The following is a 16,711-nucleotide window of genomic DNA, read 5'->3' as shown; positions in this document are numbered from 1 at the left end:
TCTCCCGGGTCCGTGCGGGCGGGGGCGGCGGCCGTCATCGCGGCTCCCCCTGTTCCAGGGCGGTGAGCAGGTCGGCGATCCCCGTGACGCGGGGGGCGGCCATCATCGACATGTGGTCGCCGTCGCTGATGTGGAGGGTGAGGCCGTCGCGTGCGGTGGCGCGCCAACGGGCCACGTAGGTCTCGTAGTCGACGTCGAGGCCGGGCATCGCGACGCCGCGCGGCAGCCCGGCGGCCTCGCTGCCGACGACCAGGTGGAGGTGGCCGGGGTAGGGCCGGACCTCGTAGGAGGCGAGGGCGGCCAGCAGGGAGTGCCAGACCTCGATGGGGGCGTTCTCGACGAGGGCCGCCTCGGCGGGGCTCATGCCGGCGCCGAGGAGGGTGGCGGTGAGCTCGGCGGTGGCGCGGTCGCGCTGCGGTGAGGGCGGCAGCTCGCGCAGCCGGTCGCGCAGGCGCAGGGCTTCGCGCAGGTCGCGGGTGACGCCGTCGAGGCGGGCGCGGGCCGCGGGGTTGGGCAGGTAGGGCTCGACGAGGACGAGCGGGGCGACGGGGTGTCCGGCCTGGTGGAGCTGGGTGGCCATCTCCAGGGCGATGTTGGCGCCCATGGACCAGCCGAGGAGGGCGTGCGGGCCGGGCACACCGCGATCGGTGATCTCGGCGGCGTAGTTGGCGGCGATGCCGGTGACGGTGCCGGGGTCGACGCCGCCGAGGAGGCCGCGGGCCTGGAAGGCGTGGACGGGTCGGCCGGGCGGCAGGGCCCGGGCGAGCGGCACGAACCAGGCGGCGCTGCCCCCGGTGGGGTGCACGCACCACAGGGGCTCCCCCGTGCCTTCGCGCAGCCGCACCTCGGAGGTGACGGCGGCGGGCAGGGTCCGGCCCGTCACCCGGGTGGCGTGGGCGGCGAGCCGGGCGAGGGTGGGGTGTTCGATCAGGTCGCCGACGGTCACGGTCAGTCCGCGGCCGGCGGCCATCAGGGAGACCCGGACGGTGGACAGGGAGCTGCCGCCGATGCGGAAGAAGTCGTCGTGGACGCCGATCCGGGAGAGGCCGAGGACCTCGCGCCAGATCTCGCCGAGGACGCGCTCGGCGGGGGTGGCGGGGGCGACGTACTCGGTCCCGTCCTGGTCGAGTTCGGCGGGTGGCAGGGGCAGCGCCCGCTTGTCGGTCTTGCCGCTGCGGTTGACGGGCATCTCGTCCAGGGCGACGAAGCGGGACGGCACCATGTACCCGGGCAGGCTGGTCCGCAGGGCGCCGCGCAGCTCCTCGGGCGTGGTCCGGCCGGTGCCGGGGTCGGTGACGAGGTAGGCGACGAGGGCGGGTTCGCCGCCGGGCAGGTCGGTGCGGTGCAGGACGACGGCCTGGCGGATGCCGGGCAGTTGGCGCAGGGCGTGCTCGATCTCGCCGAGTTCGATGCGGAAGCCGCGCAGTTTGACCTGGGCGTCGCGGCGTCCGAGCCACTCGACGGTGCCGTCGGGCCGGTAGGCGCCGAGGTCGCCGGTGCGGCACAGGCGCTCGCCGGGCTCGCCGTAGGGGTCGGGGACGTAGGTGGCGGCGGTAAGGGCGGGCCGGCCCAGGTAGCCGCGGCCGACGGCGAGTCCGCCGAGGTGGATCTCGCCGGGGACGCCGACGGGGACGGGCTGGAGGTCGTCGTCGAGGACGTGGACGCGGGTGTTGCGGATGGGGGTGCCGATGGGCGGGCGCCCCTGGCCGGGGGTGAGGTCGGCGGCGACGGACCAGACGGTGGTCTCGGTGAGGCCGTAGACGTTCTGGAAGCGGCGGCCGGCGGCCCAGCGGTCGGCGAGCTCGGCGGGGCAGGCCTCGCCGGCGACCTGGAGGACGCGCAGGTCGGGGAAGGTGTCCTCGCCGAGGACGGCGAGGGCGCTGGGAGGCAGCATCCCGCCGGTGATCCGGGCCTCGCGCAGGGTGCGGGCCAGGTCCGGTCCGGGGCGCAGGTCCTCCTTGGGGGCGGTGACGAGGCGTCCGCCGTTGGCGAGGGACCAGGTCAGTTCGAGGATGGAGGCGTCGAAGCCGAAGGAGGCGAACTGCAGGACCCGGTCCTCGGGGGTGGGGGCGACCAGGTCGCGCTGGCCTTCGAGCATGTTGGACAGGCCACGGTGGGCGATGGCGACGCCCTTGGGGACGCCGGTGGAGCCGGAGGTGTAGATGAGGTAGGCGAAGGTGTCGGCGTCGGGTGCGCGTCCGGGCACCGGTCCGAGGGGTTCGGCGGGCTGGTCCAGGTGGATCGTCGGGCCGTCGAAGGGGACGGCACCGTCGAGGGCGCGCTGGGTGAGCAGGACCCGCATGCCGCTGTCCTCGGCCATGAACGCGAGCCGTTCGGTGGGGTGCTGGGGGTCGAGCGGGACGAAGGCGCCGCCGGAGCGCAGCACGCCGAGCGCGGCGCGCACCCAGTCCGGGCCCCGGTCGACGCAGATGCCGACCACGGTCTCCGGGCCGACGCCGAGCAGGCGCAGCCGCCGGGCGATCTGCTCGGCCTGCTCGTGGAGCCGGGCGTAGGTCAGGGTGTCGCCGCGGTGTTCGACGGCGACGGCGTGCGGGGTGCGGGCGGCCTGGGCGGCGACGTGCTCGTGGAACAGCAGGGGCGAGGGGGCCAGTTCGGGGCCGCTCGCCCAGTCGAGGACGGTGGCGCGGGCGGCGCCGGTGGCGGCGGGGCGGGTGACGCGGGCGTGCGGGTCGGCGGTCATCGCCTCCAGCTGGGCCACGTACACGTCGGCGACCTGTTCGGCGGTGACGGGGGCCACGTACGCCGGGTCGACGTCCAGGGTGAAGGCGTTGACGCTCGCGTTGACCAGCAGCGGGAACATGGTGCGGGCGATCTCCAGGGAGTCGTCCCAGGAGTCGTGCGCGAGGCGGTGGAAGTTGACGTAGTTGAAGACGGTGTCGGTCAGGTTCGGTTCGGTGGGGCGCAGCCGCGCGATGCGGACCAGGGGGACCCTGCGGTGCGGGAGCATCTCCTGCTCGGCGGTGAACACGTCGCGCAGGTAGGCGAGCCAGTCGCCGCGCGGGCGGTCGACGCCGAACGGGACGGTGTTGAGGAACAGTCCGCGCATCCGGTCGGCGCCGGGCAGTTCGGGGCGGCCGTTGGTGACCAGGCCGATGCTGTGGCCCTGGACGCTGTCGTCGCGCTCGGCGAACAGGCTCATGGTGTGGTGGAAGGCCGTGACGAGCACGGTGCGGCGGGGCACGCCGGCCTCCTTGGCGAGGCGGCCGATGCGTTCGGCGAGGTGGGCGTAGGAGCGGCGTACCTCGTGCACGGGCGGTTCGCCGGCCGGGACGGTCCCGGTGCGGCGGCGCAGGGTGACGGGGCGCAGGGCGGCGAGCCGGTCGTGCCAGTGGGCCAGGGAGTCCTCGCTGTCGAGGGCGGCCCGTTCCAGGGCGACGTACTCGGCGAAGGCGGGGACGCTCGGCGGGCGCGGGGCGGTGTGCTCGGTGACGGCCTCGCGGTGCAGGGCCAGCAGGTCGGCGACGAGGGAGGTCAGGCTCCAGCCGTCGAGGACGACATGGCAGTCGGTGAGGACCAGGCGCAGGTCGTGGTCGGTGACGTGGTGCAGGTGGATGCGGACGAGGGGGGCGGTGGCGAGGTCGAAGCGGCGGTCGAACTCCTCGTCGACGAAGCGGCGCAGCCGGTCCCGCTGCTCCTCGCGGGGCAGTCCGCGCAGGTCGGTGTAGCCGACGGGCAGGTGGGCGGCGCGGTGCACGAGCTGGAGGGGTTCGCGGTAGGTGACGAGGTCGACGGAGGTGCGCAGGATGGGGTGGGCGGCGACGAGCGCGTCGGCGGCGGCCTGGAAGGCGGCGGCGTCGAAGCCCTCGGGGACGGTGATCTTCAGGTCGGTGACGTTGTGGTAGGCGCCGCGCCGGGGGTCGGCGAGCATCTCGTGGAGCATGCCGGCCTGGAGCATGGTCAGCGGGTAGGCGTCGGCGAGACCGTCGGGGAGCCGGCCGGCGTCGGCGGGGTCGATCAGCGAGAAGGGGGCGACCGGTTCGGGGGCGTCGGCCGCTTCGGTGACGAGGCCCGCGAGGTCGGCGAGGGTGCGGGCGCGGAAGACGTCGGCGACGGTGAAGGCGAGTCCGGCGAGCCGGCCGACGCCGACCAGCCGCAGGGCGAGGATGGAGTCGCCGCCGAGGTCGAAGAAGTTGTCGGTGCGGCTGACGTGTTCGACGCCCAGGACCTGCCCGAACACCTCGGCCAGGGTCCGTTCGGTGGCGCCCTCGGGGGCGACGTGCGCGGAGCGTCCGGCGGTGGTGGGGCGGACGGCGGTGAGGGCGGCGCGGTCGACCTTGCCGTTGGCGGTCAGGGGCAGCCGTTCGTGGCGGACGAAGAGGGCGGGGACCATGTACTCGGGCAGGGTCAGCCGCAGCCGTTCGCGCAGGGCGGGCGCGTCCAGGGGGCGGCCCTCGGGGGTGACGACATGGGCGACGAGGCGGGCGGTGCCCTCGTCGCGGCGGGCGACGACCGCGGTGTCGGCGACGCCGGGCAGGGCCCGCAGGGCGGTCTCGATCTCGCCGGGTTCGATGCGGTAGCCGCGGATCTTGACCTGGTGGTCGGCGCGGCCGACGTAGGCGAGTTGTCCGTCGGGCAGGACGCGGACGAGGTCGCCGGTGCGGTACATGCGGGTGCCGGGGCCGGCGAAGGGGTCGTCGAGGAAGCGTTCGGCGGTCAGCTCGGGCCGGTTGCGGTAGCCGCGGGCCACTCCGGCGCCGGAGACGTGGAGTTCACCGACCGTGCCGTGCGGGACGAGGCGGCCCCAGGTGTCCAGGACGTAGCCGTGGGCTCCGGTGAGAGGGCGTCCGACGGGTGAGCGGACGGTGCCGTGGACGTCGTCCTCGGTGAGGGTGCGGATCGTGACGTGGACGGTGGTCTCGGTGATGCCGTACATGTTCACCAGGGCCGGGCGGGGGCCGGGGGCGGTGAACCAGTCGCGGTAGTCCCGTACGTCGAAGGCGTCGCCGCCGAAGACGACGGTGCGCAGGGCGAGTTCGGAGAAGTCGGCGCCGGTCTCCCGCAGATGGGCGCGCAGGCCCTTGAACGCGGCCGGGGTCTGGTTGAGGACGGTGACGCCGTCCTCGCGCAGCACCCGCAGCACGGCGGCCGGATCGCGCACCTGGTCGGCGGTGAGGACGGCGACGCGGCCACCGGTGGCGAGCGGGGCCCACAGCTCCCAGACGGAGAAGTCGAACGCGGGCGAATGCATCAGGGTCCACACGTCGGCGGGCCCGAAGTCGAAGTGCCGGTCGGCGGCGGCGAGCAGCCAGGCCAGGTTGCCGTGGGTGATCTCGACGCCCTTGGGACGGCCGGTGGAGCCGGAGGTGTAGATGACGTAGGCGAGGTCGTCGAGGGCGGGGACGGTGTCCTCTCCCACGGGTGCGGCCTCGGCCGGGTCGGCGGCGTCGAGTTCCAGGAGCCGGGCGGGCAGGGCCTCGACGGCGTGGCGGGTCGCGGTGTCCGTGACGATCAGTCCGATGCCGGAGTCGGTGACGGTGAACGCGCGGCGGGCCGTGGGGTGGGTCGGGTCGAGGGGGAGGTAGGCGGCTCCGGCGCGCCAGACGGCGAGGAGGGCGACGGCGAGGTCGGGGGTGCGGTCGAGGCAGACGCCGACGAGGTCGCCCGCGGTGACGCCCGCGGCGCGCAGGCGGCGGGCCAGGACCGTGGCGCGGGCGTCGAGTTCGCCGTAGGTGAGGGAGCGTCCCGAGCCGGTGACGGCGACCGCTCCCGGGGTGCGGGCGATGTGGTCGGCGAGGCGGTCGGCGGCGGTGCGCGGTGCCGGGCCGCCGCCGGTGACGGCGCGGGCGGGGCCGTCGGGTCCCAGCAGGTGGTCGCGGTCGGCGGCGCTGAGCGGGTCGACGGTGCTCAGCGGGGCGTCGGGGGCGGTGTGGAAGGCCTCCAGGAACCGGACGGTGTGCCGGGCGAGCGCGGCGACGGACTCCTCGCTGAACAGGTCGGGCCGGTACACGAAGGCGAGTTCGGTGCGCCCGGCGCCGTCGCGCAGGTCGAGGGTGAGGTCGAACTTGGCGGTGGTGAGCCCGATCCGGTACGGCGTGCCGCTCGCCGCGCCGAGCGCGAGGGTGCCCGAGCCGGTCTCGGTGTGCGTGTAGAGCACCTGCACCAGCGGGTTGCGGGCGAGGTCGCGCTCGGGGCTGAGCGCGTCGACGACCTTCTCGAACGGCAGGGACTGGTGGGAGAACGCCTCCAGGACGCGCTCGCGGGTGCGGGCGAGCAGCACGGTGGGGGCCGGGTCGTCGGAGAGGTCGCCGCGGAGCACCAGTGTGTTGACGAAGAAGCCGACGACGTGTTCCGTCTCAGCCCGTTCGCGGTTGGCGACGACGGTGCCGACGGCGATGTCGTGCTGTCCGCTGTGCAGGGCGAGCGCGGCCTGGAAGGCGGCCAGGACCGTCATGTAGGGGGTCGTGCCGGCCCGGCGTCCGAGGGCGGCGAGGGCGTCGCTCAGGCCGGTGGGCAGGGTGACGGTGTGGGCGACGCCGCGGCCTGACGGGGTGTCGGGGCGCGGGTGGTCGGTGGGCAGGTCGAGCGGGGTCAGTCCGGCGAGCCGCCTCGTCCAGTGGTCGAGGGCGGCGCTCTGGTCGTCGGCGCGCTGCCAGATCGCGTAGTCGGCGTAGTCCAGGGGCAGTTCGGGCAGGTCCGGGAGGCGCCGTCCGGTCCTGGCCAGGTACAGCTCGGCCAGGTCGCGGACGAGGAGGTCGAGCGACCAGCCGTCGGAGACGATGTGGTGCATGCCCAGGACGAGGACGTGGTCGTCGTCGGCGGCGCGGACGAGGGTGGCCCGGAAGGCGGGTTCGGTGGCGAGGTCGAAGGGGCGCAGGGCGGCGGCGTGGACGGCGGCGTCCAGGTGCCGGGCGCGGTCCTCGTGCGCGGGGCCGCCGACGTCGACGACGTCGAGGACGGCGTCGGCGGCGGGCAGGACCCGCTGGTGCGGGACGCCCTCGTGCTCGGGGAAGACGACCCGCAGCTGCTCGTGGCGGGCGACGAGGTCGGCGACGGCGCCGCGCAGGGCCGGGACGTCGAGGGGCCCGGTGAGCCGCCAGGCGGCGGGCATCAGATAGGTGGGGGCCCGCGGGTCGAGGCGGTCGAGGAAGTACAGGCGCTGCTGGGCGGCGGACAGCGGGATGCGCTCCGGCCGGGGCAGGACGCGGACGGGACCGTCGTCGCGTACGGCCGACCGGCCGCGCAGCCGCTGTTCCAGCAGGCGCCGGGCGGCCGGGGAGAGGCCGCCGTCCGCGAGGTGGGGACCGGGGCGTACGTCGGACGTGGTCATGGGGGCACTCCGAATCTCGGGTCGGCGCGGGGTGGCGGGGTGCGGGCGCGGGCCGCCGGCGGGGCGGCCCGCGCGGCCGGTCACAGGTCGGCGGTCAGGGACAGGTCGATCTCGTCGTCGCTCATCTGGGAGATCAGCTCCAGCAGACGGTGTTCCACCTCGGCGGCGAGCCGCTCGACGGTGGGGTGTTCGAACAGGTCGCGGACCTGGAAGGGGCAGTCGAAGGCGGTCCGCAGCCGGGAGGCGACCGAGACGGCGCGCAGGGAGTGCCCGCCGAGGGCGAAGAAGTCGTCGTGGACGCCGACCCGGGGCAGATCGAGAACCTCGCACCAGATCTGGGCGACGACCGTCTCGGCGGGGGTGCGCGGTGGTACGAGGGTGTGCGGTTCCCGGGCCGTGGGCTCGGGCAGGGCGGCGGTGTCCAGCTTGCCCTGGACGGTCAGCGGCAGGGCGTCGAGCAGGACGAACGCGGACGGCACGAGGTAGTGGGGCAGGTGGGCCCGGCAGTGACCGGCGAGGGACTCCTCGGAGAGGCCGTCGCCGGCGACGTACCCGACGAGGGCGGGTTCCCCGTGCGGGGCGCGGACCAGGACGGCGGCGCCGCGCACGCCGGGGTGGGCGCGCAGGACGGCCTCGGCCTCGCCGGGTTCGACGCGGAAGCCGCGGATCTTGACCTGGTCGTCGTTGCGGCCGAGAAACTCCAGCTCGCCGGAGGGCAGTCGGCGTACGACGTCCCCGGTGCGGTAGAGGCGTCCGCCGGGTGCGCCGTGCGGGTCGGGCACGAAGCGTTCGGCGGTCAGGGCGGGCCGCTCCAGGTAGCCGCGGGCCAGTTCCGGCCCGCCGACGAGGAGTTCACCGGGGACGCCGTGCGGGGCGAGGTCACCGCGGGGGTCGACGACGTAGGTGCGGCGGGCGCCGAGGGCGCGGCCGATGGGCACCCGGCCGTCGGGGCGGACGCGGAGGGTGTGCGCGGTCGCGGAGACGACCGTCTCGGTGGGGCCGTAGGTGTTGACGACGGGCACGCCCGGCAGGTGGGCGAACCAGCGGTCCAGCGGGTCGGCGGGCAGTGCCTCTCCCCCGGTCACCAGCAGCCGCAGCGTGGCCAGTCGTGGAGCCAGCGCGTCCAGGCGGGCCACGAGTTCCGCCCAGTAGGAGGGGGTGAGTTCCATGACGGTGATCCCGGTCGCGGCGACGCGGTCGGCGAGTTCCTCCGGCGCCCAGATCTCGTCGGGCCGTACGACGACGCTCGCGCCGGTGCTCAGCGCGGGCAGGATCTGTTCGAGGGAGGCGTCGAAGGAGGTCGAGGCGAAGGTGAGGACCCGGTCGTCGCCGGTCAGCTCGAACAGGTCGCGGGCGGTGGCCACATGGGCGTCGAGGGCGTGGTGCGGGACGCCGACGGCCTTGGGCCTGCCGGTGGATCCCGAGGTGAAGACGACGTAGGCCAGGTCGTCGCCCGCGGGGGTGTGGCGGGGGCCGTCGGGCAGCGGCGGGGCGGCGTCGGCGCGGACGGCCGGTACGCCGAGCGCGGCGACGGTGTCCTCGGTGCGGGCGTCGCACAGCACGTGTCCCACGCCGGCCTCCTGGAGCATGTGGCGCAGGCGCTGCCGCGGGAGCCGGGGGTCCAGCGGGACGTACACGCCGCCGGTCCGCCACACGGCGAGCATGGCGGCGACCGCTTCCGTTCCCCGGCCCACGCACACGCCGACCCGGTCGGCGGGGGACGCGCCCGCGGCGGTGAGGGCGGCGGCGATGCCCGCGGTGCGGGCGTCGAGTCCGGCGTAGGTGAGGGTGGTGTCCTCGCAGACGACGGCGGTCGCGTCGGGCCGTCCGGTCACCGTGAAGGGCGGTGCCGGTTCGGTGGCGCGTCCGGCGGCCGTGAGCAGGTTCTCGCGTTCGTCCGCCGAGAGGAGGGGCGCTTCGTCGACGCGGACGTCCGGGGTGTCGAGGAGGGTGCGCAGGACGCGGCCGACGTGGTGGGCGAAGCGGGTCGCGGTGGCCGGGTCGAAGAGGTCGGCGGCGTACTCGACGTTGAGGGCGAGAGCGCCGTCCCGGACCACATAGGTGGCGGTGAGGTCGAACTTGGCCGAGTTCCACGGGAGGGCGAGGTCGGTGGCGTCGAGGCCGGGGAGCGCGGAGCGGCCGGTGGAGGAGTCCTGGACGTCGACCATGACCTGGAAGAGCGGGTTGCGGGACAGGTCGCGTTCGGGGCGCAGCCGTTCGACGACCTTGTCGAAGGGGACCTCCTGGTGGTCGAAGGCGCCGAGGACGACGTCACGGACCCGGTCCACGAGGGTGCCGAGGCGGGGGCGGCCGGAGAGGTCGGTGCGCAGCACGACGGTGTTGACGAAGAAGCCGACGAGGGGCTCCAGTTCGAGCCGTCCGCGTCCGGCGACGGGGGTGCCGACCGTGATGTCGCTCTGGCCGGTCCAGCGGGCCAGGACCGCCTGGGCGGCGGCGAGCAGCACCATGAAGCGGGTGGCGCCGTGCGCGCGGGCGACGGTGTCGACGCGGTCGACGAGTCCGTCGGGCAGGGCGATCTCGACGGCGCCGCCGCGCCCGGTGAACGCGGCGGGACGGGGCCGGTCGGTGGGCAGCTCCAGGACCGGGGTGTCCTCCAGAACCCTTTCCCAGTAGGCGAGTTGGGGTTCCAGGGCGCCGTTGTCGACGCGGTCGCGCTGCCAGGTGGCGAAGTCGGCGTACTGCACGGGCAGCGGCGGCAGGGCGGCGGGGTGGTGCCGGGTGCGCGCGTGGTAGTGCTGGGCGAGTTCGTCGAGCAGGACGCCCTTGGACCAGCCGTCGGTGACGGCGTGGTGCAGGGCGATGAGCACGACGTGGTCGTCGTCGGCCAGTTCCCACACGCCGGAGCGGAGCAGGGGCGGCCGGGCGAGGTCGAAGCGGCGGGTGGCGAAGGCCGCGGCGGCGGGGCGCAGTTCCTCGACGCGGTCCCGTCCGTCGGTGCTCTCGGGCAGGCGTTCCCAGTGGAGCGGGATGCCGACGGGTTCGCACACCTCCTGCACCGGGCGGCCGTCGGTCTCGACGAGGGCGGTGCGCAGGACCTCGTGGCGGGCGACGAGGTCGTCCAGGGCCTGCTGCCAGGCGGAGCGGTCGAGGCCGCCGCGCACCCGCCAGCAGTACCACAGGAGGTAGGAGTCGCCCCGGTCGGAGGTGCGGTCCAGGAACCACAGGCGTTCCTGGGCGAAGGAGAGCGGCAGGGGCCGGTCGCGGTCGACGGGCACCACCTCGGTGCCGCCGCCGGCGCGGGCCGCGGCCACGCGCGGGGCGAATCCTCGGACGGTGGGGTGTTCGAAGACGGTGCGCAGTTCGATCTCGCGGCCCAGGCGCTGGGCGATCCGGGAGACGGCCATGGTGGCGAGGAGGGAGTGCCCGCCGAGGTCGAAGAAGCTGTCGTCGAGTCCGACCCGCTCCAGGCCGAGGACGTCGGCCCAGACCTCGGCGACGATCCGCTCGGTCTCGTCGCGGGGTGCGGCGTAGGCGGGGCCGGTGGCGCTGCGGGTGTGCTCGGGGTCGGGCAGCGCGGACCGGTCGAGCTTGCCGGAGACACCGACGGGCAGGGCGTCCAGGACGACGAAGTCGGAGGGGACGGCGTGGTGCGGGAGGTGGCGTGCGCACCAGGCGCGCAGCGCGGCCCGGTCCGGTGCGGCCGGGGCGTCGGGGGCGGGCACCACGTAGCCGGTGAGGCCGCGTCCGGTGGCGCGGTCGGGGCGGGCGGCGGCCTGGGCGACGAGCGGGCAGGCCCGCAGGACGGTCTCCACCTCGCCGAGTTCGATGCGGAAGCCGCGGATCTTGACCTGGTCGTCGCGGCGGCCGAGGAACTCCAGGTCGCCGTCGGGGGTCCAGCGCACGATGTCCCCGGTGCGGTAGAGGCGTCCGCCGGGCGGGCCGTAGGGGTCGGGGACGAAGCGTTCGGCGGTCAGGGCGGGGCGGCCGAGGTAGCCGCGGGCCACTTCGGTGCCGCCGATGAGGAGTTCGCCGCCGACGCCCACGGGGGCGGGCTCGCCGTCGGTGTCGACGACGTACACCCGGCGCTCGCCCAGCGGCCGGCCGATGGGCACGGTGTGGGCGGGCGGGTCGTCGGCGTCGTAGGTGGTGGCGGTGACGGTGGTCTCGGTGGGGCCGTAGGCGTTGACGACGCGGACGCGGGGGACGGCGGCGCGCCAGGCGGCGAGGGTGTCGGGCGGGACGGCCTCGCCGCCGAGGACGAGCAGGCGCAGGGTGCCGAGGGCGGCGGCGAGGCGGCGGTCGAGGGAGAGGGTGAGTTCGGCCCAGTAGGTGGGGGGCACGTTGACGACGGTGAGGGCGTGCCGCTGGACGATCTCGGGGACCTGGGTGGGCAGCCAGGGTTCGTCGGGGCGCATGACGACGGTGGCGCCGCCGGTGAGGGCGGGCAGGATCTGGTCGAGGGAGGCGTCGAAGGAGAAGGACGCGAAGGCGAGGACGCGGTCGGCGGCGGTGATGCCGAAGCGGGCGCGGGCGGCGGCCACGTGCGAGGCGAGGGCGGCGTGTTCGACGCCGACGGCCTTGGGGTGGCCGGTGGAGCCGGAGGTGAAGATGACGTGGGCCAGTTCGCGCGGGTGCGGGTGGTGGCGGGGGCCGTCGGCGTCCGGGGCGAGGGTGGTGACGTCGATCCGCGCGGGGGCGAGGCCGTCGGCGGCGGAGGCGGTCGCCGGGTCGCTGAGCACACAGGCGAGGCGGGCTTCCCGGGCCATGAACCGCAGTCGCTGCTCGGGGAGTTCGGGGTCGAGGGGCACGTAGACGCCGCCGGCGCGCCAGATCCCCTCGACAGCGGCGACGGACCACGGTCCGCGGCGCAGCAGTACGCCCACGGCGTCGCCCGGTGCGATGCCCGCGCCGTTGAGCGCGGCGGCGAGTCCACCCGTCATGGCGTCGAGGCCGGCGTAGGTGACGCTGTCGTCGCCGCAGCGCAGCGCGGTGGCGCCGGGGCTGCCGCGGAAGGCGAGGGGCGGTGCGGGGGCGGCGGGGTGCTCGGGGGCGCGGTGCCAGTCGGGGCGGGGCCGGGCCAGGGTGCCGGGGCGCGGCGGCAGGGTGCGGGCCAGTTCCCGCAGCGGGGTGTCGGGGGCGGCGAGGACGGCCCGGACCAGGGCCGTGTAGGCCTGGGCGAAGACCCGCATGGTGGCGGTGTCGAACAGGGCGGTGGCGTACTGGAGCAGGGCGGCGATGCTGCCGTCGGCGCGCAGGGTGAGGTCGAGGAAGACGTCGAGCGGGGTCTCGGCCAGGGGCGGTTCGACCAGGGATACCTCCAGGTCCGGCATCCGCACCGGCTGGATCGGGGTGTTGAGGAGGGTGAACGAGGCCTGCGCGAGGGGGTGGCGGGACAGGTCGCGGGAGCCGCCGAGGGCGCCGACGACCAGGTCGAAGGGTGCCTCGGCGTGGGCGAGGTCCACGGGGACACGGCCGCGCACCCGGTCGAGGAGGGTCGTGAAGGCGGGGCGGCCGGTGAGGTCGGTGCGCAGGACCACGGTGTTGACGAGCGGGCCGATGAGGGCGGCGGTGCCGGGGCGGGCGCGGTCGGCGAGGGTGCTGCACACGGCGATGTCGTCGCGGCCCGCCCAGTGGCCGAGGAGCGCCTGGTAGGCGGCGAGCAGGACCATGTAGCGGGTGGCGCGGCGGGAGCGGGCGAAGCCGTCGACGGCGGTGACCAGGTCGGCGGGCAGGTCGAAGCGGACGACGTCGCCGGAGCCGTCCCAGGTGCGCGGCCGGGGCCGGTCGGTGGGCAGGTCGAGGGGGGTGAGGCCGGACAGGCGCTCGCGCCAGTGGCCGAGCAGCCGTTCCAGGCGCGGGCCGCTGAGCCGTTCGGCCTGGGCGCGGGCCAGGCCGGAGTAGGTGAGGGCGGGCGGGGCCACGGGGTCGCCGCGGTATCCGGCGGCGAGTTCCTCCAGCAGGACGCCCCATGACCAGCCGTCGACGGCGATGTGGTGCACCTCGACCAGCAGGAGGTGTTCGTCGGGGGCGACGCGGGCGAGGACGGCGCGGACGGGCGGCTCGGTCGCGAGATCGACGGGGCGTCCGAGGCGGCGGGCGTACAGGTCGTCGGGGCCGGTCGCCTCGACGCGCTCCAGGGCGATGCCGCGCGGGGCGTCGACGACCGGGACGGGTTCGCCGTCGACGGCGGTGAACCGGGTACGCAGCACCTCGTGCCGGTCGGCGACCGCGGACAGGGCGCGGTGCAGCCGGTCCGGGTCGAGCGGGCCGCGCAGGCGCAGGACCAGCGGGAGCATGGACCCGCTGGAGGAACCGGCGAGCTGGTCCATGAACCACAGTCGGCGCTGCGCGAAGGATGCGGTGCGGGTGTCGACGCCGTCCAGGGCCCTCTCGGGGGCCGGTCCTGCTGTCACGTTGAGCCTCCAAGCCGTGTTTTGCAGCAGACTGCCGCCGGCGGCCGGGGGCCCATAGGGAAGAAGACGCAGCACCGCGCGCAGAGCGGGCTGCCGGAGCGGCTGTGCGCAGGTCGGGGGCGTGCGAGCGTCGGGCGGGAGAGCCCCGGCCGATATGCTTGTACCGTACACACACAGGCCCGCTCGGCTGCGGGACCGTCGCACGAGGAAGCCGGGTACACGAGGCGTGAGCAGCAACGTCGGGCAGCACGAGGACCGACCGGCCCGGCGCGGCCCGCGCGCAGGGGCACGGACCCTGGCGGAGGCGGCCTGGTTCCCCGCGGTCCTCTTCCTCGGCTTCCTGACCTGTTTCGCCCCGGCCCTGCACGCGCCCGAACCCCACCACGCGCCGGTGGTGGTGGCCGGTGCCGACGCGGCCCGCGAGGTGGACGCCCTGCTCGAGAAGAGCCGGCCGGGCGCGTACGACGTCACCGCCGTCCCCGACGCCGCGCACGCCCGTCAGGCCGTGCGCGACCGTACGGCGGTGGCCGGGTTCGTCAGCGGTGAACGCGCGGTGCTCTTCGTGGCCAAGGCGAACGGCGCCTCGCTGGAACAGGCGCTGACGACCACGTTCACGGACGTCACGGCCGAGCGGTCGCAGCACCTGTCCGTCGACGACGTGGCCCCCACCGTGGCCGCGGACCGCATGGGCACCACGGTCGTCTACTTCGCCATCGCCTGGAGCGTGCCGGGCTACATCCTCGCCACGACCCTGCTGCGCGCCGTCACCTTCGACCGCCGCCGCAGGTTCCTCGCGATCCTCGCCGTCTCCGCCGTCTTCGCCCTCGTCGGCTACGGCGTCGGCGTGGGCCTCGGCTATCTGCCGCACGACCCGGCGACGCTCCCCGTGGCGTTCCTGCTCACCACCGCGGTCGCCACGTCCGCCTCCGGCATCGCGCCCTTCACCCGCCAGTTCTTCCCCGCGGTGGGCATGACCCTGTTCATCGTGCTGAGCATCCCCACCAGCGGCGGCGTGGCACCGCCCGTCATGCTCCCGCCGTTCTTCCAGTACGTCCACGCCGTCATGCCGCTGGGCAACGCCGTGGACGCCCTGCGGTCGGCCCTGTACTTCGACGGCGCCGGACTGCTCCGGCCGCTGCTCGTGCTGTGCGCGTGGATCGCCGCGGGCGGGGCGCTGCTCGGTCTGGACGCCCGGCTGCACCGGCTCCGCCCGCTGCGGGAGGCGGAAGGGGACGTGCCCGAGCCGCCGGTGGACGATCCGGCCGTGGAGTCGCCGGTGCCGACCCCGCTCCCCGTCCACCCGCACCACTTCGGGGAACCGGCGCCCGACCTCGTGGGCACCGTCCTCGACGCCGGGGGCCGGCCCGTGCGGTACGCGACCGCGGCCGTGCTGTCGCCCGGCGGACGCCATCTGGTGTCCACGTCCACCGACGCGCACGGCGCCTACGCGGTGACGGGTCTGCCCGAGGGCTGGCTCGACATCCTGGTGACCGCCCCCGGCCAGGAGCCCGTCGCCCTGCGCCACCGGCTCCGGGCGGGCGAGGTGATCCGCGCCGACGCCACCATGACCACCCGGGCGCCCACGCCCACGGAACCGACGGCGTAGCCGCTGCTCAGGCGGACCGGGCGGTCCGCTCGTCCTGGACCTGGCCCGGACGGGCGAGCCCCGCACCGCGCTGGTGGAGCGCCTCGCCGGGTGGAGCCGCGCGAGTGCGGGGAGCAGGGAAGTCGCCCTCGGAGAAGGCCGGTTCCGGGTGCCGGCGGCAGCCGAGCAGGATGGTGCGTTGCGGGTGTCCGCCGGGCGTGGTTGGCTCGCCGGATGGATCTTCTGCTGACATCGAGCGGTCTGCGCAACGACACCCTGCGGGACGCGCTCCGGGACATGGTGGGCAAGCCCTTCTCGTCGGCGAACGTGGTCTACGTCCCCACGGCGTCCGTGGCCGAGCCCGGTGACCACGGCTGGCTCCTCTCGGACATGAACCGGATGCACGCCCTGGGCTGGCGGGAGTTCGACATCCTGGAACTGAACGGCCTGCCGCGGCAGTCGGTGCTCGACCGGCTGTCGCGCGCCGATGTCGTCTACGCCAGTGGCGGCAACCACTACCACCTCGCCCGCAGCATCAGCGGCAACGAGCTGACCGAGGGCTTCCGGCAAGCACTGGAGGACCGGGTCTACGTCGGGTTGAGCGCCGGATCGATGATCTTCAGCCGGAACCTCACCGCGCACTCCGCCGACGTCATCGGGGACACCGCGGACCTCCACGCCCTCGGCACGACGACCGTGGAATCCCCCTTCAACGCCTTCGACTGGTACCTCAAGCCCCACCTGTACTCACCGGACTTCCCGGAACGCGACGACGCCTGGGCCGACCGCATCGTCACGCGGGCGGACTTCCCGATCTACTTCATCGACGACGACACGGCGATCCGCGTCCGCGACGACGAGGTGGACGTCGTCACCGAGGGCCGGTGGCGCTTCCACCCGTGAGCGCCGCGATGGCGGTGTCGAGCGCTGAGGTGACCGCCTCCTGTGGGCCGGGCGGGCCCCTTGCTAAGGTGCGCCGATGTCAACGATCAAGCAGTTCCAGGTCACCTTCGACTGCGCGGAACCCGCGCGTCTCGCCGCCTTCTGGTGCGAGGTCCTGGGGTATGTCGTGCCGGCGGTCCCAGAGGGGTTCGCGACGTGGGAGGAGTACCACCGGTCGCTGCCTCCCGAGAAGCAGGTCGCGTACTTCGCGTGCAGCGATCCCTCGGGGGTGGGTCCGCGGCTGCTCTTCCAGCGGGTGCCCGAGGGCAAGGTCGTCAAGAACCGGGTCCATCTCGACGTACGGGCCGGTACCGGGCTCACGGGGGCGGAGCGCCTCTCCGTGCTGGAGGCGGAGTGCGCCCGGCTGATGGCGCTGGGGGCGTCGCACGTGCGGACGCTGTACGCCGATGAGGACAACGAGTCGTGCGTCGTGATGCAGGACATCGAGGGCAACGAGTTCTGTCTCGACTGAGGCTCCGTCGCCGGGGGGCGGTGGCGGACAGCGGCCGTCCGCGGGCCGCG

At 75.0% G+C, this 16,711-nt stretch carries 5 protein-coding genes; 3 read left to right on the top strand and 2 right to left on the bottom strand.

Annotated features, from left to right (window positions below):
- Positions 1 to 34: 34 nt before the first annotated feature.
- Both ACIPSE_RS24725 and ACIPSE_RS24720 read right to left on the bottom strand, forming a co-directional pair.
- Positions 35 to 7,288 carry an amino acid adenylation domain-containing protein gene (locus ACIPSE_RS24725; protein WP_401665846.1) on the bottom strand — a complete coding sequence of 2,418 codons (7,254 nt, stop codon included), beginning with the start codon at positions 7,286 to 7,288 and terminating at the stop codon, positions 35 to 37.
- Positions 7,289 to 7,368: 80 nt separating this feature from the next.
- A complete protein-coding gene (locus ACIPSE_RS24720; protein WP_401665843.1) occupies positions 7,369 to 13,662 on the bottom strand; it encodes an amino acid adenylation domain-containing protein in 6,294 nt (2,097 codons plus the stop codon).
- A 226-nt stretch (positions 13,663 to 13,888) separates the two neighbouring features.
- Between ACIPSE_RS24720 and ACIPSE_RS24715 the strand changes: the two genes are divergently transcribed.
- The 3 genes from ACIPSE_RS24715 to ACIPSE_RS24705 all read left to right on the top strand — a co-directional run bounded on the left by ACIPSE_RS24715 (position 13,889) and on the right by ACIPSE_RS24705 (position 16,661).
- A complete protein-coding gene (locus ACIPSE_RS24715) occupies positions 13,889 to 15,268 on the top strand; it encodes a carboxypeptidase regulatory-like domain-containing protein (RefSeq protein WP_401665841.1) in 1,380 nt (459 codons plus the stop codon).
- Between the two features lie 213 nt (positions 15,269 to 15,481).
- The gene (locus ACIPSE_RS24710; protein ID WP_401665839.1) at positions 15,482 to 16,150 is read left to right on the top strand and encodes a Type 1 glutamine amidotransferase-like domain-containing protein; all 669 of its coding nucleotides are present in this window, start codon (positions 15,482 to 15,484) and stop codon (positions 16,148 to 16,150) included.
- A 76-nt stretch (positions 16,151 to 16,226) separates the two neighbouring features.
- Positions 16,227 to 16,661, top strand: coding sequence for a VOC family protein (locus ACIPSE_RS24705; RefSeq protein WP_401665836.1), 435 nt, complete (start codon positions 16,227 to 16,229; stop codon positions 16,659 to 16,661).
- The last annotated feature ends 50 nt before the right edge of the window (positions 16,662 to 16,711 follow it).

The organism is Streptomyces sp. NPDC090106 (genome assembly GCF_044747265.1).
Lineage (GTDB): Bacteria > Actinomycetota > Actinomycetes > Streptomycetales > Streptomycetaceae > Streptomyces.
Note: the sequence above shows the minus strand (reverse complement) of the source record. Positions and strands in the feature narration are given on the sequence as shown.